The following is a 16,160-nucleotide window of genomic DNA, read 5'->3' as shown; positions in this document are numbered from 1 at the left end:
GGTGGGCAGCATACAACGAATCGAGAATTATTATCGAATGCAAAAAAGTGTCAGCTCGTGAACGACGAGAGGTCCAGCGGCCGCACTTCGCCCAGCCACATGCCGTAGTCCCGGTGATCGCGCAGATCGTTGCCGGTGTTGGGATGGACGAACACCACCAGGCCATCGCGGTTCAGTGCCAGCCAGGGCACCAGGGTGGCGAAGGTGGCGTTGTCGAAGGCCAGCTGGCAGCTCCAGTCCGGGTGCGGGCCGACCGGCCGTTCGTGGACGCGGCCCATCTTCGCGCCAAAGCGGCGCGCCGCCTCCTCGCACAGCGCGCGGGCGCGATCGATGCTGGCGGCGTCGAAATAAACGTGGGCGTGGAAGTCCTGAATTTCGGTCATCGATCCTGCTCCAGTTCCGCCTGCAGCCAGTCGACGAAACGCTGCACCAGGCGCATCCGCCGTTTGCGCTCGGGCAGCACGGCGTAATAGCCGAAGCGCGATTGCTGCGATCCGGCGATGGGCCGGCACAGTAACCCCTGGTCCAGCAGTTCGTCGACCAGGTGGCGCCAGCCGATGGCGACCCCCTGCCCGGCGATGGCCGCCTGGACCAGCAGGGTGTAGTTGTCGAAACGCAGCCCGGCCGGCGCCGGAGCACCACTGATGCCGAGCGCGCGATAGACGCCGCCCCAGTCGAACCAGCGGCTGGAGGCTTCAGGCTTGAGGTGCAGCAGCGGCAACTCGGTGAGCGCCTGGGGCGACAGCGGCAACTCGCAGCCTTCCAGCAAGCGCGGGCTGCACACCGGAAAGACTTCCTCGCTGAACAGCCGCAGCGCCTCGCCGTGCTTGAAGCGCCCGTCGCCGAAGGCGATGGCCACATCGATGTCGCTGCGCAGGGAGACCGGGCTGCGGTCGCTGCTGATCAGGCCGACGTCCAATTCCGGGTGCGCCTGGCGGAAGCGCGGCAGGCGAGGCATCAACCAGTACGCGGCGAAGGCGAAGTCGGTGGCGACCTGCAGCACCTCGTGGGGATGTTTCGCGGTAACCGAGGCGATTCCTGCGTCGATGCTCTCCAGCCCGGCCTGAACGTGCTGCTGCAGCACCTGTCCACTCTCGGTGAGCGCGATGCCGCGGTGGATGCGGTCGAACAGGCGCACCGCCAGCAGCTTTTCCAGGCGCTTGATCTGCTGGCTCACCGCCGGCTGGGTGGTGCCGAGCTCGCCGGCAGCGGCGGTAAAACTGAGCAGACGCGCCGCGGCTTCGAATACGCGCAGCAGTTCCAGCGGCACGCTCAAGGTTCGCTCTCACATAAGCAAGTGTTATCCGAAGCATGCTCCGCCATGCACTTCACCCCGTATCCAGCAGCCCACAGACTCATACCGCACAGCATCCCATAACCGCGTCAACAGGATAAGCCCAACGCCATGAAGCGCCAGCGCCCGAACATCCTCTTCATCATGGCCGACCAGATGGCCGCGCCGCTCCTGCCCTTCTACGACGCCCAGTCGCCGATCAAGCTGCCCAACCTCTCGCGCCTCGCCAGCGAAGGCGTGGTGTTCGACTCGGCCTACTGCAACAGTCCGCTCTGCGCGCCCTCGCGCTTCACCCTGGTGAGCGGCCAGCTGCCGACGAAGATTGGCGCCTGGGACAACGCCGCGGATTTTGCCGCCGACATCCCCACCTACGCGCACTACCTGCGCCGCCTGGGCTACCGCACCGCGCTCTCGGGCAAGATGCACTTCTGCGGCCCGGACCAGCTGCACGGCTACGAGGAACGCCTGACCAGCGACATCTACCCCGCCGACTACGGCTGGGCGGTGAATTGGGACGCGCCGGACGTGCGCCCGAGCTGGTACCACAACATGTCCTCGGTGCTGCAGGCCGGCCCGTGCGTGCGCACCAACCAGCTCGATTTCGACGAGGAGGTGGTGTTCAAGGCGCGCCAGTACCTCTACGACCACGTGCGCGAACACGCCGGGCAGCCGTTCTGCCTGACCGTGTCCATGACCCACCCGCACGACCCCTACACCATCCCCCGCGAGTACTGGGATCTGTACCGCGACGAGGACATTCCGCTGCCCTCGGTGCAGATCGCCCAGGATGAGCAGGACCCACACTCCCAGCGGCTGCTCAAGGTGATCGACCTGTGGGGCCAGGAAATGCCCGAGGAAAAAGTCCGCGCCGCGCGCCGCGCCTACTTCGGCGCCTGCAGCTATGTCGATGCGCAGATCGGCGCGCTGCTGCGCACCCTGGAAGATTGCGGCCTGAGTGAAGACACGCTGATCGTGTTCTCCGGCGACCACGGCGACATGCTCGGCGAGCGCGGCCTCTGGTACAAGATGCACTGGTTCGAGATGGCCGCCCGCGTGCCGCTGCTGGTGCACGCACCCGGGCGTTTCGCCGCGCATCGGGTCAGCCAGTCGGTGTCCACCGTCGACCTGCTGCCGACCCTCGTGGAGCTGGCCGGCGGGCAGGTCGAACCCGGCATCGATCTCGACGGCCGCTCGCTGCTGCCGCATCTGGAGGGCTGCGGCGGCCATGACGAGGTGATTGGCGAATACACCGCCGAAGGCACCGTCAGCCCGCTGATGATGATCCGTCGCGGCGACTTCAAGTTCATCTATTCCGAGCAGGACCCGTGCCTGCTGTTCGATGTGAAGAACGACCCGCGCGAACTGGAAAACCTCATGGAATCGCCCGACCACGTCAACCTGGTACGCGACCTGCTGGGTGAAGCCCGCGCGCGCTGGGATGTATCCGCCATTACCGAACGAGTGCTGGCCAGCCAGCGCCGTCGCCGCCTGGTGGCCGACGCGCTGACCCGTGGAACGCTGAAAAGCTGGGACCACCAGCCGATGGTCGACGCCAGCCAGCAGTACATGCGCAACCATATCGACCTCGACGATCTGGAGCGCCGCGCCCGCTATCCGCAACCGAAATAACAACCACAAAGCCGAAGGGGATGGGAGCATGAACAACACCGTACGAACCGCATCAACGCTGTTGCTGGCCGGCGCACTGGCGCTGGGCGGCCCGCTGGCCCGCGCCGAAGATGAAGCCTGCAGTACGGTGAAGCTGGCCGACCCTGGCTGGACCGACATCGCCGTGACCAACGGCATCGCCGCCTTTCTCCTCGAAGGTCTCGGTTACCAGGTGAAGATCGATACCCTCTCGGTGCCCATCACCTATGGCGGTCTGCGCGACGGCCAGGTGGACGCCTTCCTCGGCAACTGGATGCCGGCGCAGCAGGGCTTTCATGACCAGTTCATCGCCAGCAAGCAGGTCACCCAGTTGGCGAAGAACCTGCAAGGCACCGAGTTCACGTTGGCCGTGCCGACCTACGTGTGGAACGCCGGGGTGAAGACCTTCGCCGACCTGGACCAGCACGCCGAGCAGTTCAACAAGAAAATCTATGGCATCGGCTCCGGCGCGCCGGCCAACCAGTCGATCCAGAAGATGATCACCGGCGACGAGTTCGGCCTGGGCGACTGGAAGCTGGTGGAATCCAGCGAGCAGGCGATGCTCGCCGAAGTCGGTCGCGCAGTGAAGCGCGAGCGCTGGGTAGTGTTCCTCGGCTGGACACCGCACCCGATGAACGTGAAGTACGACATGAAGTACCTCACTGGCGGCGAGAAGTACTTCGGCAGCACCGGCAGCGTGTTCACCGTCACCCGCAACGGCTACGCCGAGCAGTGCCCGAACAGCGGCAAGCTGCTGGCCAACCTGTCCTTCGACCTGCCGATGGAGAACGCCATCATGGCCGAGGTGCTGGAGAAGAATGTGAAGAACCCCGACGCGGTGAAGGCCTGGATCAAGGCCAACCCGCAGCGCCTCGACCAGTGGTTGGCCGGCGTGAAGACCCGCGACGGCGGCGACGCCCTGGCTGCCGTGAAGGCCCGGCTGTAGGCCGTCGATGGAGCGCCTGATCCGCCTGCTGCCCTTCCTCGCCTGGCTGCCACAGGTCACGCGGCGCGATGTGCGCCGCGACCTGGGCGTCGGCCTCTCCGGCGCGGTGCTCGCCCTGCCGCAGTCCATGGCCTACGCGCTGATCGCCGGGCTGCCGGCCGAATACGGGCTCTACGCAGCGATGCTGCCGGTACTGGTCGCCTGCCTGTGGGGCTCGTCGAAACATATGGTCGGCGGGCCCACGGCGGCGATCTCGGTGGTGCTGTTCACGGCCATCGCGCCACTGGCCGCGCCAGGTAGCGCGCAGTTCATCCAGTACGCGCTGCTGCTGACCTTCCTCGCCGGGCTGTTCCAGTGGCTGCTGGGCATGCTGCGTTTCGGCGTGCTGGTGAACTTCGTCTCGCACTCGGTGCTGCTCGGTTTCACCTGCGGCGCAGCGCTGGTGATCGTCATCGGCCAGCTGCCCTATCTGCTGGGCATCACCGCAGGCGGGCAGGGCACGGCGCTGACCAGCGTCGCCGCGCTGTGGTGGAAGCTGCCGGATTTCCATGGACCTTCGTTGCTGGTCGGCGTGTTCAGCCTAGCGCTGAGCCTGATAATGAAGCGCCTGTGGCGGCGCGGACCGGCGCTGCTGGTCGGCCTGATCGGCGCCGGCGCGCTGGTCTGGGCGATGCCGGCGACCTTCGCCGGAGTCGCCAGGGTCGCGGCGTTCCACAGTGCATTACCGCCGTTCAGCCCGCTATCGCTCGATCTTTCCGCCGTCGCCCAGTTGCTCCCCGCCGCCGTCGCCTGCGGCATGCTCGGGCTGGTGACGAGCCTGTCCATCGCCCGCGCCCTGGCGGCGCGCTCGCACCAACCGCTGGATGCGAACCAGGAGGTGCGTGCGCAGGGGCTGTCCAATCTGATCGGGCCGTGGCTGTCGGGCACGCTGTCCGCCGGCTCCTTCACCCGTTCCGGGCTGAACCAGGACGCCGGCGCGCGCACGCCGCTGGCCGGGGTGTTCTCGGCGCTATGGGTGGCGCTGCTGGCGGTGGTCGGCGCAGGTCTGATCACCCACATCCCGCTGCCGGCCATGGCCGCCGGCATCCTGCTGATCTGCTGGAACCTCGTCGATCGCCCGGCCCTGCGCGCCCTGTGGAAAGGCAGCCGCGCAGAGTCCCTGGTGATGCTGCTGACCCTCGCCGCCACCTTGCTGCTGCCGCTGCAGAACGCCGTCTATGCGGGTGTACTGGCTTCGCTGTTCTTCTACCTCAAGCGCACCTCGCAGCCACGCGTGCAGCAGTGGCAACGGGAAGACGAGGAAGTGCTGCGCATCGAAGGCTCGATCTTCTTCGGCGCCTGCGACTACCTGCAGAAGCTGATGCAACGCAGCCGCGGCGAACGCCTGGTGCTGGACGCGCACCACGTGAACTTCATCGACTTCGCCGGCGCGCAGATGCTGCAGCAGGAAGCCCGCCGCCTCGCCAGCGAAGGCCGCAGCCTGGTCCTGCGCAATGCCCGGCCACGGGTGCGTGCGGAGCTGGAGAGGCAGATGGGGAAGGGCGGGGTATTGCAGGTCGAGCAATAGAGCCGGGCTTCATCTGTAGGAGCGAGCGTGCTCGCGGACAAATTCTCCGGCGACTCAGATGCTGGGACGTGGTTCGCGAGCTAGCTCGATCCTACAAGAGCCCGCTCGCGAATCGATGTTCAGCCCTTGAGCTGACGGCGCAACTCATCGAGGACCGGCGCCGAATCCGGCCGTACGCCGCGCCACAGCAGGAAGGCTTCCGCCGCCTGCTCCACCAGCATTCCCAGCCCGTCGATGCAGCGCGCCGCGCCGTGTTCGGCGGCCCAGCGGTTGAAGGCCGTCACGTCCTTGCCGTACATCATGTCGTAGCAGACGGTGTGGCCCGGCTGGATGAGCGCCGGGTCGATGGGCGGCAGCTCGCCGGCCAGGGAAGCCGAGGTGCCGTTGACGATCAGGTCGAAGGGCTCATCGCGCAGGTCGAAGCCGCCGCCGCTGACCGTCCCCAGATCCTTGAACGCTTCCGCCAGCTGTTGAGCCTTCGACGCCGTGCGGTTGGCGATGACGATGCACGCCGGCTGCTCAGCGAGGAAGGGTTCGAGAATGCCGCGCACCGCGCCGCCGGCGCCCAGCACGAGGATGCGCGCACCACGCAGGACAACGCCGTGATTCACCGTCAGGTCGCGGGTCAGCCCGGCGCCGTCCGTGTTGTCGCCCAGCAGTGCGCCGCCTTCGAGCTTCTTCAGGGTATTCACCGCGCCAGCCCGCCGCGCGCGCTCGCTCAGTTCGGTAGCCAGGCGGTAGGCGTCTTCCTTGAACGGCACGGTGACGTTGCCGCCCAGGCCCTGCTCGAAGAACTCACGGGCGTTCCCGGCGAAATCGTCCAGCGGCGCCAGCCGCGCGTCATAGCTCAGCGCCTGGCCGGTCTGCTCGGCGAACAGACGGTGGATCTGCGGCGACTTGCTGTGGCCGATGGGGTTGCCGAAGACGCAGTAGCGGTCCATGGGGAGTCCTGGGGCGAGAGGATCGGAAGGGCGGAGAGCTTGCCGGTTTTTCCGCCGTAGTGCCAAGCCCGCAGCCGATCGGCAGGTACGGGGTTGCTTTCGTAGGAGCGGAGCTTCTCCGCGATCACCGCGGCGGCGGTGCAATGCCTCGACCACCGGCCTTGCGGCCGGATCGCGGATAAGATCCGCTCCTACAGGTTCGGACGGAATCAGGCCTGCCCCAGCCAGTCCCGATCGGTGAGGAAATACTCGGTCAGGCGCGCTTCCTCGCTGCCCGGCTCCGGCTTCCAGTCATAGCCCCAGCGCACCTGCGGCGGCAGCGACATGAGGATCGACTCGGTGCGCCCGCCCGATTGCAGGCCGAACAGGGTGCCACGGTCGTAGACCAGGTTGAATTCGACGTAGCGGCCACGGCGGAAAGCCTGGAACTCGCGCTGCTGCTCGGTATAGGGAGTGTCCTTGCGCTTGCGCACGATGGGCAGGTAGGCGGAGAGGTAGGCGTCGCCGATGGCGCGCAGGAAGGCGAAGCTGGTGTCGAAGTCCCACTGGTTGAGGTCGTCGAAGAACAGGCCGCCGATACCGCGCGGTTCGTTGCGGTGCTTGATGTGGAAGTAGCGGTCGCACCACTCCTTGTAGCGCGGGTAGACATCCTCGCCGAAGGGCGCACAGGCATCGCGGGCGACCTGGTGCCAGAGCACACAGTCTTCCTCATGGGCGTAGTAGGGTGTGAGGTCGAAACCACCACCGAACCACCAGACCGCTTCCTCGCCTTCCTTCTCGGCGATGAAGAAGCGCACGTTGGCGTGGGAGGTCGGCACGTGGGGGTTGGTCGGGTGGATCACCAGCGACACGCCCAGCGCCTGGAATCCGCGCCCGGCCAGTTCCGGGCGGTGCGCGCTGGCACTCGGCGGCAAACCGGCGCCGAAGACATGGGAGAAGTTCACGCCGCCCTTCTCGATCAGCGCGCCTTCGCCGATCACCCGCGTCCGACCGCCGCCGCCCGCCGGCCGCTGCCAGGCGTCCTCGACGAAACGGGCACTGCCGTCCTCGGCTTCGAGTGCGGCGCAGATGCGGTCTTGCAGGTCGAGCAGGTAGGCCTTCACGGCCTCGATGCGGTCGGTCACGAGAATCACCTTGGAGCGGGAAAGCCACGCGTGGCGCGGGCCGGAGCGGGGTTCAGGGTCGAAAACGGGCGCCAGCATACCATCGTCGCCGGCAAAGCTGGTCTTGACGCCCGTCCGGCGTGCGGCTTGGATGAAAGTCTTTTCCCCGGCGAGGCAGGGCCTCGCGCCATCAGGAGAGCGACATGGCCAAGCGTGTTCAATTTGCCAAGACCGGCGGCCCGGAAGTCCTAGAGATCGTCGACTACACCCCGGCCGAACCCGGCCCGAACGAGGTGCGGGTGCGCAACCGCGCCATCGGCCTGAACTTCATCGACACCTACTACCGCAGCGGTCTGTACCCCGCGCCGAGCCTGCCCTCCGGCGTCGGAACCGAAGGCGCCGGCGAGGTGGAAGCAGTGGGCAGCGCGGTGACCAGCGTGAAGGTCGGCGACCGCGTCGGCTACGCCACCGGCCCGCTGGGCGCCTACAGCGAGCAGCACGTGCTGCCGGCCGCCAGCGTGGTGAAACTGCCGGATGCGATCACCTTCGAGCAGGCCGCTGCCGTCATGCTCAAGGGCCTCACCGTGCAGTACTTGCTGCGCCAGACCTACAACGTGCAGCCGGGCCAGACCATCCTCTGGCACGCGGCTGCCGGCGGCGTCGGGTTGATCGCCTGCCAGTGGGCCAAGGCCATCGGCGCGCACCTGATCGGCACCGTGAGCTCGGCCGCCAAGGCGGAGCTGGCAAAATCCCGCGGCGCCTGGGCAACCATCGACTACAGCCATGAGAACGTGGTCGAGCGCGTGCTCGCACTGACCGATGGCAGGAAGTGCCCGGTGGTCTATGACTCGGTGGGCAAGGATACCTGGCTGACTTCGCTGGACTGTACCGCCCAGCGCGGACTGGTGGTGAGCTTCGGCAATGCCTCCGGCCCGGTGGATGGGGTCAACCTGGGCATCCTGTCGCAGAAGGGCTCGCTCTACGTCACCCGGCCGACGCTGTTCGGCTACGCCAGCACGCCGGAGCGCCTGCAGGCCATGGCCGACGACCTGTTCGGCATGATCACCAGCGGCAAGGTGAAGGTGGAGATCAACCAGCGCTTCGCCCTGGCCGAGGCGGCAAAGGCGCAGACCGAGCTGGCGGCGCGGCGCACCACGGGCTCGACGATTCTGCTGCCCTGATCTGAAGGGCGTTCGCGAGCAAGCTCGCTCCTACAACTGGGCGGGCCTGCTCTTGTAGGAGCGGAGCTTCTCCGCGATCACTGCAATAGCGGTGCAATCATCTACCGCCGGCCTGCGGGCCGGTTTCGCGGATAAGATCCGCTCCTGCAGGATCAGGACGGGCGAACGGTCTCACCGGTCCGCAGGTCGCGGATCAGGCTGGGATTGCGGCGCCCGCCCAGGGCGCCGCCAAGCACGCCGTCCAGCTCGTCATGGAAGTACTGTTCCACGCGCAGACGGCTGCGGGCGGGCGGCCGGCCGGCGGGATTGGCGGACGTGGAGATCAGCGGGCCGGTGAAGCGGCACAGCTCGCGCACCAGCGGATGGTCGGTGACGCGCAGGGCGACGGTGTCGTGCTCGCCGGTCACCCACTCGGGCAGGCGGCCCTGGTGCGGGACCAGCCAGGTGTTCGGGCCGGGCCAACTGGCGGCGAGCTTGTCCTGCCAGGCTTCGGGCAGGTCCTCGAGGAGGAAGTCGAACTGGCGGATGTCGCCCGCCACCACGATCATGCCCTTCTCCACCGGACGCGCCTTGATCGCCAGCAGGCGGTACACGGCGTCGGCGCTCCACGGGTCGCAGCCCAGGCCCCAGACCGCTTCGGTGGGGTAGGCGATCACACCGCCATCGCGCACGACCTGGGCCATGCGCTGGGTACGCCAGTTGCTGTACATCGAAAACTCCTCGGATCTGCGATGCGCGGCAGTTTACGTGCTCAGGGGGCGCGATGCACCCAGACCCCGGCCTCGCAGGCGACCCGTCCGTCCAGCTCCAGTTCGGTGAGCTGCACCAGTACCTGGGGCAGGTCCAGGCCGCAGCGCAGCGCCAGTTGCTCGCTGCTCTGCGGCGCGGCGCGGAGCAGGTCGACCAGCGGGTGGGAAGGCAACGATGCCGCCGCCTCGACGGCAGATGCTCCCTGTGTCCAGCCCTGCAGGCCTTCGAGAATGTGCTCGACCGTCTCCACCAGGGTTGCGCCCTGGCGGATCAGCTCGTGGCAGCCGCGCGCGCCGGGGTGGTGGATCGAGCCAGGGATCGCATAGACCTCGCGGCCCTGCTCGGCGGCCAGTCGCGCTGTGATCAGCGATCCGCTGGACGGACTGGCTTCCACGACCAGGGTGCCCAGGGACAGACCGCTGATGATCCGGTTGCGCCGGGGAAAGTTCGAGGCCTGCGGCGCACAATTCAGCGGCAGCTCGGAGATCACCGCGCCGCCCTGCTCGACGATGCGTGTGGCCAGCCCGAGATGGCGGCGCGGATAGAGGTGCTCCAGCCCGGTCCCCAGCACGGCGATCGTCATGCCGCCAGCCTCCAGCGCCCCTTCATGGGCCGCTCCGTCGATGCCCAGCGCCAACCCGCTGGTGATCACGAAGCCGCCGCCAGCCAGGCTGCGAGCGAAGGCACGCGCCGTATCCAGGCCCGGTTTGCTGGCTCGCCGGCTGCCGACCATCGCCAGTTGCGGGCGCTCCAGCAGGCTCGGCTCACCCGCCACGAACAGCATTGGCGGGGCATCCACCAGTTCCGCCAGCAGCGCGGGATATTCCGGCGCGTCCCACATCAGCAGATGGTGATCGGACGCCTCCAGCCAGCGCATCGCGTCGGCCGCCTGTTCGCGGATGGCGGCTTCGCGGCGCGGTTGCGCGCAGCTGGCGGGCAACCCCAGGGATCGCCAGGCCGCTGCCGGCGCGCTGAGGGCGGCGGAAGCCGAACCGAAGGCTTCCATCAGGCGGCGAAAGCGCCTCGGGCCCAGGTCAGGAAGGCCATGCAGGCGCAGCCGCGCCTCGATTTCGGCCGGAGAAAGGTTTGGGACGGCGGTCATGGAGCAATCCTTGGCGTGCGGATGACGCCAGGACTATGCAGCGCTGGCCGGCGCGCCCGCTGTCGGACCCTTCCGGATTACGCCCACAAAAAACCCCGCCGAAGCGGGGTTTTCTTCAAGTCATGCGCGGCTCAGGGATTCTGGACGCGGTCGTTGACTTCCAGCGAACGGGTGGCGGTCAGCACCAGGCCGTAGCTCAGGCGGTTGTAGGTGCGGAATACCATCACCAGGCCCGAGCGCTCGTCCGGGATCTTCACCATTTCATCGGTGACGCGATCGCGCACGGTTTCGCCCAGCTTGTAGATGGCCAGCACATTGCCTTCGGCCAGGCCGTCGTGGGTGCCCTTGTCGATGGTCACCACGTCGTACTTGCCGATCTGGGTCACACCGCGCGGTACGTCGATGATGGTGCCCTTGATCGGGGAGGTCGGCTCGCTGGGCATGAAGGTCGAGGTGATCGCGCGTTCCTCAGTGGGGAACAGGCGGTCGCCGGGGCGCACTTCCTGGGTGGTGCGGGTCAGGGTCAGGGTGGCGACGTCGCCTTCCTTCGCAGTGACGTTGGCACCGCCGACATCCATGGCGTCGATGCCCAGCAGCTCGTTGGTTTCCGGGTCGGTGTAGACCTTGGCCTGGCGGAAGATGCCGTAGCTGTTCTCTTCCGACAGCGAGGTGCCGCGGGCATAGGCACGGTCGCCGGCACCGCTGATCACGCTCTCCTGGTCACCCGCCACCACGTAGGGCGCGTTGGTGAAGACGTCGGCGTTATCGACGATGCGGTTGGAGAGCAGGAAGGCGTTGATCTTTTCCAGCGGGATGGTCGGGATCGCCTCGGCGATCGGCGTGCTGCGCACCCGCGGCGACAGCTTGATGGTCCCGCGCGAGGCGCCGCGGTTGAGCATCAGGCGCGGCTGGCCATCGATGTACACAAGGCTCAGCTCGTCCCCCGGATAGATCAGGTGCGGGTTCTGAATCTGCGGATTCACCTGCCAGATTTCCGGCCACTTCCACGGCTTGCTGAGGAACTTGCCGGAGATGTCCCAGAGGGTGTCGCCCTTCACTACGGTATAGCGATCCGGATGGCCTTCCTTGAGCTGCACGGCAGCCTGCGCCACCCCGCCTGCCGCGAGCAGCAGCAGGGCGAGTAGTGTTTTCCTCATGCGGTGAATCCCTTTATTATGTGTACACATGAAACGCCTGGAAGCCGCCCCTACCGCGCTTTCCAGCGTTTTTCGATGCTGCTCAGCATATTAGCAGCCGATTTTGACTTTATTCCACAAGTGCATCACAAACGTATATGGCCATTCTGAACATTCTCGAATTCCCCGATCCGCGCCTGCGGACCATCGCCAAGCCGGTCACGGTCTTCGATGACGCCCTGCGTACGCTGATCGACGATATGTTCGAGACCATGTACGAGGCGCCGGGCATCGGACTTGCGGCAACGCAGATCAATGTGCACAAGCGCGTCGTGGTGATGGACCTGTCCGAGGACAAATCCGAACCCCGCGTCTATATCAACCCGGAGTTCGAATACCTCACCGAGGAAATGGACCAGTACCAGGAAGGCTGCCTGTCGGTGCCCGGCTTCTATGAAAATGTAGACCGTCCGCAGAAAGTGCGGATCAAGGCCCAGGACCGTGACGGCAATCCGTTCGAGGAAGTGGCCGAGGGCCTGCTCGCGGTGTGCATCCAGCACGAGTGCGATCACCTCAACGGCAAGCTGTTCGTCGACTATCTGTCCAACCTCAAGCGCGACCGCATCCGCAAGAAGCTGGAAAAGCAGCACCGGCAACAGGCGTGACCCCATCCCAAAGGCTTGCCCCGGCAAGCCTTTCTTTTTTGTGAGCCCGATATGAGCCAAGCACTGCGCATCGTCTTCGCCGGCACGCCGGAATTCGCCGCCGAGCACCTCAAGGCGCTGCTCGATACGCCGCACGAGATCGTCGCCGTCTACACCCAGCCGGACCGCCCAGCCGGCCGCGGCCAGAAGCTGATGCCCAGCCCGGTCAAGCAGCTTGCCCTGGAGAATGGCCTGCAGGTGCTGCAGCCGCCAACCCTGCGCGACCCCGCCGCCCAGGCCGAACTGGCCGCGCTCAGGCCGGACCTGATGGTGGTGGTGGCCTACGGGCTGATCCTGCCGCAGGTGGTGCTGGATATCCCGCGGCTGGGCTGCATCAACAGCCACGCCTCCCTGCTGCCGCGCTGGCGCGGCGCCGCGCCGATCCAGCGCGCGGTGGAAGCCGGCGATGCCGAGAGCGGCGTGACCGTGATGCAGATGGAAGCGGGCCTGGACACCGGGCCGATGCTGCTCAAGGTCAGCACGCCGATTTCCGCTGACGATACCGGCGGCAGCCTGCACGACCGCCTGGCCCAGTTGGGTCCGAAAGCCGTTGTCGAGGCCATCGCCGGCCTCGCCGTCGGCACGCTCAAGGGCGAGGTGCAGGACGACGCCCTGGCCACCTACGCGCACAAGCTGAACAAGGAAGAGGCGCGCATCGACTGGTCGCTCCCGGCCGACGTGCTGGAGCGCCGCATCCGCGCCTTCACGCCCTGGCCGGTGTGCCACAGCACCCTGGGCGAAGCTGCGCTCAAGGTGCTCGGCGCCAGGCCCGCGCAGGGCAAGGGCGAGCCGGGCAAGATCCTCGATGCCAGCCGCGACGGCCTGCTGGTGGCCTGCGGTGAAGGCGCGCTGCTGCTGACCCGCCTGCAACTGCCTGGCGGCAAGCCGCTGGCCTTCGCCGACCTGTTCAACAGCCGTCGCGAACAGTTCACGCCAGGACAGGTGCTGGGCGCATGAGTAGCAATCCCCGTCTCGCCGCCGCTCGCGCGCTGGCCGCCGTGCTCGCCGGGCGCGCTTCGCTTGGCAGCTCGCTGCCAACCCAGCTGGAGAACGTCGAGCCGCGTGATCGTGGTCTGGTGCAGGAGCTGGCCTTCGGCGCTGCCCGCTGGCAGCCGCGTCTGTCCACACTCGCCGCGCGCCTGCTGCAAAAGCCGTTCAAGGCCGGCGACCGCGACGTCGAGGCACTGCTGCTGGTCGGCCTCTACCAGCTGCTCTACACCCGCATTCCGCCGCACGCGGCCATCGGCGAGACCGTCGGCTGCGCGGACAAGCTGAAGAAGCCCTGGGCCAAGGGCCTGCTCAACGCCGTGCTGCGCCGTGCCCAGCGCGAAAGCGAAACGCTGCTCGCCGAGGTCGACAAAGACCCCGCCGCACGCCTGGCGCACCCGCGCTGGCTGCAGAAGGCGCTGAAGAAGTCCTGGCCGGAGCAGTTCGAAGCGATCTGCGCCGCCAACAACGCGCATCCGCCGATGACCCTGCGGGTGAACCGTCGCCACGGCAGCCGCGATGCCTACCTGGATGAGCTCAACCGCGTCGGCTTCGAGGCCACGGCCTGCGAATTCAGCCGCGATGGCATCAACCTCGTGCAACCGTGCGATGTGCGCGAGCTGCCAGGCTTTGCCGAAGGCCGCGTCAGCGTGCAGGACGAGGCCGCGCAACTGGCCGCCGACCTGCTGGAACTGGCGCCGAACCAGCGCGTGCTGGACGCCTGCTGCGCCCCCGGCGGCAAGACCTGCCACCTGATGGAAGCCGAGCCCAAGCTGGCCGGCGTGGTCGCCGTGGACCTGGAAGAAAGCCGCCTGGTGCGCGTACGAGAAAACCTCGCGCGCCTGCAGCTTTCAGCCGAGCTGTTCGCCGCCGACGCCCGCGACACCGCCAGATGGTGGGACGGCAAGCCGTTCCAACGCATCCTGCTGGACGCACCGTGCTCCGCCACCGGCGTGATACGCCGCCACCCGGACATCAAGCTGACCCGCACCGCCGAGGACATCCAGGCGCTGGCGCAGCTGCAGGGCGAACTGCTCGACGCGCTGTGGGCGACCCTCGAAGTGGGCGGCGTGATGGTCTACGCGACCTGCTCGGTGATGCCGCAGGAGAACAGCGAGCAGATCGCCGCGTTCCTCGGTCGCACCCCCGGCGCCCGCGAGCTGGATTTGCCCGGCCCCTTTGGCATCAAGCAGCCCCACGGCCGCCAGCTGCTGCCGCAGCAGGGCGGGCACGACGGCTTCTATTATGCCAAGCTGATCAAGATCTCGGCACGCTAGGCACCACGGGCTGCTGCGCGTCGACGATACGTCGTCAGAGCACGGTTTCGAATGCTCATTTACTCTCCGCTTCGAAACCGCACTCTTCCTAGTCTCGTTCCAGCTCGCAATCCCTCCCCCGAGGAGTCAACAAAGAGCTCTCATGAAAATCATCATCCTCGGTGCCGGCCAGGTCGGCGGCACTCTGGCCGAGCACTTGGCCAGCGAAGCCAACGACATCACCGTCGTCGACACCGACGGCGAACGCCTGCGCGACCTCAACGACCGCCTGGACATCCGCACCGTCCACGGCAAGGCCTCGTTCCCCACGGTACTGCGCCAGGCCGGCGCCGACGACGCCGACATGCTGGTGGCGGTGACCAACAGCGACGAGGTGAACATGGTGGCCTGCCAGGTCGCCTACACCCTGTTCAATACCCCGACACGCATCGCCCGTGTGCGCGAGGCGGCATACCTGACCCGCGCCGGGCTGTTCGACAACGAGGCGATCCCTGTCGATGTGCTGATCAGCCCCGAGCAGGTGGTCACCAACTACATCAAGCGCCTGGTGGAGTATCCCGGCGCCCTGCAGGTGATCGACTTCGCCGAGGGCAAGGCCCAGCTGGTCGGCATCCGCGCCTACTACGGCGGCCCGCTGGTGGGCCAGGAGCTGCGCCAGCTGCGCGAGCACATGCCCAACGCCGACACCCGCGTGGCGGCGATCTACCGGCGCAACCGGCCGATCATTCCCCAGGGCGACACCGTGATCGAGGCCGACGACGAGGTGTTCTTCATCGCCGCCAAGGCCCACATCCGCGCGGTGATGGGCGAGATGCGAAGGCTCGAGGACAGCTACAAGCGGATCATCATCGCCGGCGGCGGCAACATCGGCGAGCGCCTGGCCGAGGCCATCGAGAGCCGTTACCAGGTGAAGATCATCGAGATGAATCCGGCGCGCTGCCGGCACCTCTCCGACAGCCTGGACAGCTCCATCGTGCTGCAGGGCAGCGCCTCGGACCGCGACCTGCTCCTGGAGGAGAACATCGGCGACACCGACCTGTTCCTCGCGCTGACCAACGACGACGAGGCCAACATCATGTCCTCGCTGCTGGCCAAGCGCCTGGGCGCGCGCAAGGTGATGACGCTGATCAACAACCCCGCCTACGTCGACCTGGTGCAGGGCGGCGAGATCGACATCGCCATCAGCCCACAGCTGGCCACCATCGGCACCCTGCTGACCCACGTGCGCCGCGGCGATATCGAGAGCGTGCACTCCCTGCGCCGCGGCGCCGCCGAAGCCATCGAGGTGGTCGCCCACGGCGATGCCAAGTCGAGCAAGGTGATCGGCCGCAAGATCAACGAAGTGCAGCTGCCGCCGGGCACCACCATCGGCGCGGTGATCCGCGACGACGACGTGCTGATCGCCCACGGCGAGACGAAGATCGAATCCGGCGACCACGTGATTCTCTTCGTGGTGGACAAGAAGCGCATCCGCGACGTCGAGCGGCTGTTCCAGGCCGGCCTGACGTTCTTCTGATCTGGCGGG

The 16,160-nt window shown here is 67.1% G+C and carries 15 protein-coding genes; 8 read left to right on the top strand and 7 right to left on the bottom strand.

Going from position 1 to position 16,160, the window contains the following annotated elements:
* Window positions 1-50: 50 nt before the first annotated feature.
* Window positions 51-383, bottom strand: a complete 333-nt coding sequence (locus C167_RS0113960) for a DOPA 4,5-dioxygenase family protein (RefSeq protein WP_017518894.1) — start codon at window positions 381-383, stop codon at window positions 51-53.
* Window positions 380-1,276, bottom strand: coding sequence for a choline sulfate utilization transcriptional regulator (locus C167_RS0113955; protein ID WP_017518893.1), 897 nt, complete (start codon window positions 1,274-1,276; stop codon window positions 380-382). Before C167_RS0113955 ends, C167_RS0113960 begins: the two co-directional genes overlap by 4 nt.
* 129 nt (window positions 1,277-1,405) lie before the next feature.
* On the opposite strand from C167_RS0113955, the gene betC reads away from it, so the two are divergent.
* From betC to C167_RS0113940, 3 genes are read left to right on the top strand one after another with little or no spacing between them, the layout of a single operon-like run.
* Window positions 1,406-2,923, top strand: a complete 1,518-nt coding sequence (gene betC, locus C167_RS0113950; protein ID WP_017518892.1) for a choline-sulfatase — start codon at window positions 1,406-1,408, stop codon at window positions 2,921-2,923.
* A gap of 28 nt (window positions 2,924-2,951) precedes the next feature.
* Window positions 2,952-3,887 (top strand): choline ABC transporter substrate-binding protein, encoded by a 936-nt coding sequence (locus tag C167_RS0113945; protein ID WP_017518891.1) that lies wholly within the window; start codon window positions 2,952-2,954, stop codon window positions 3,885-3,887.
* A gap of 7 nt (window positions 3,888-3,894) precedes the next feature.
* Window positions 3,895-5,454 (top strand): SulP family inorganic anion transporter, encoded by a 1,560-nt coding sequence (locus C167_RS0113940; protein WP_017518890.1) that lies wholly within the window; start codon window positions 3,895-3,897, stop codon window positions 5,452-5,454.
* 119 nt (window positions 5,455-5,573) lie between these two features.
* Here C167_RS0113940 and aroE read toward each other — a convergent pair whose 3' ends face one another.
* A complete protein-coding gene (gene aroE, locus C167_RS0113935; RefSeq protein WP_017518889.1) occupies window positions 5,574-6,395 on the bottom strand; it encodes a shikimate dehydrogenase in 822 nt (273 codons plus the stop codon).
* A 209-nt stretch (window positions 6,396-6,604) separates the two neighbouring features.
* Window positions 6,605-7,519 carry an oxygen-dependent coproporphyrinogen oxidase gene (gene hemF, locus C167_RS0113930; protein WP_026079033.1) on the bottom strand — a complete coding sequence of 305 codons (915 nt, stop codon included), beginning with the start codon at window positions 7,517-7,519 and terminating at the stop codon, window positions 6,605-6,607.
* A 182-nt stretch (window positions 7,520-7,701) separates the two neighbouring features.
* Between hemF and C167_RS0113925 the strand changes: the two genes are divergently transcribed.
* Complete coding sequence (locus tag C167_RS0113925) at window positions 7,702-8,679, top strand: NADPH:quinone reductase (protein WP_017518887.1); 978 nt, start codon at window positions 7,702-7,704, stop codon at window positions 8,677-8,679.
* Between the two features lie 152 nt (window positions 8,680-8,831).
* Here the strand turns inward: C167_RS0113925 and C167_RS0113920 are convergent, their stop codons facing one another.
* The 3 genes from C167_RS0113920 to C167_RS0113910 all read right to left on the bottom strand — a co-directional run bounded on the left by C167_RS0113920 (window position 8,832) and on the right by C167_RS0113910 (window position 11,688).
* Window positions 8,832-9,389, bottom strand: a complete 558-nt coding sequence (locus C167_RS0113920; RefSeq protein WP_017518886.1) for an L-threonylcarbamoyladenylate synthase — start codon at window positions 9,387-9,389, stop codon at window positions 8,832-8,834.
* Between the two features lie 41 nt (window positions 9,390-9,430).
* The gene (gene dprA / locus C167_RS0113915; RefSeq protein ID WP_017518885.1) at window positions 9,431-10,531 is read right to left on the bottom strand and encodes a DNA-processing protein DprA; all 1,101 of its coding nucleotides are present in this window, start codon (window positions 10,529-10,531) and stop codon (window positions 9,431-9,433) included.
* A gap of 131 nt (window positions 10,532-10,662) precedes the next feature.
* A complete protein-coding gene (locus C167_RS0113910; protein ID WP_017518884.1) occupies window positions 10,663-11,688 on the bottom strand; it encodes a LysM peptidoglycan-binding domain-containing protein in 1,026 nt (341 codons plus the stop codon).
* Between the two features lie 137 nt (window positions 11,689-11,825).
* Here C167_RS0113910 and def point away from each other — a divergent pair, with 137 nt between their 5' ends.
* The 4 genes from def to trkA all read left to right on the top strand — a co-directional run bounded on the left by def (window position 11,826) and on the right by trkA (window position 16,151).
* Window positions 11,826-12,332 (top strand): peptide deformylase, encoded by a 507-nt coding sequence (gene def / locus C167_RS0113905; protein WP_017518883.1) that lies wholly within the window; start codon window positions 11,826-11,828, stop codon window positions 12,330-12,332.
* Between the two features lie 51 nt (window positions 12,333-12,383).
* On the top strand, window positions 12,384-13,328 hold the full coding sequence (gene fmt, locus C167_RS0113900; RefSeq protein WP_017518882.1) for a methionyl-tRNA formyltransferase: 945 nt from the start codon (window positions 12,384-12,386) through the stop codon (window positions 13,326-13,328).
* Window positions 13,325-14,635 (top strand): 16S rRNA (cytosine(967)-C(5))-methyltransferase RsmB, encoded by a 1,311-nt coding sequence (gene rsmB, locus C167_RS0113895; RefSeq protein WP_017518881.1) that lies wholly within the window; start codon window positions 13,325-13,327, stop codon window positions 14,633-14,635. The genes fmt and rsmB overlap by 4 nt, the downstream gene beginning before the upstream one ends.
* A 142-nt stretch (window positions 14,636-14,777) precedes the next feature.
* Window positions 14,778-16,151, top strand: a complete 1,374-nt coding sequence (gene trkA / locus C167_RS0113890; RefSeq protein WP_017518880.1) for a Trk system potassium transporter TrkA — start codon at window positions 14,778-14,780, stop codon at window positions 16,149-16,151.
* Window positions 16,152-16,160 lie beyond the last annotated feature (9 nt).

The organism is Pseudomonas nitroreducens TX1, assembly GCF_000313755.1.
GTDB lineage: Bacteria > Pseudomonadota > Gammaproteobacteria > Pseudomonadales > Pseudomonadaceae > Pseudomonas > Pseudomonas nitroreducens_A.
The sequence above is the reverse complement of the archived record's forward strand: the minus strand, read 5'-3'. Positions and strand labels throughout refer to the sequence as shown.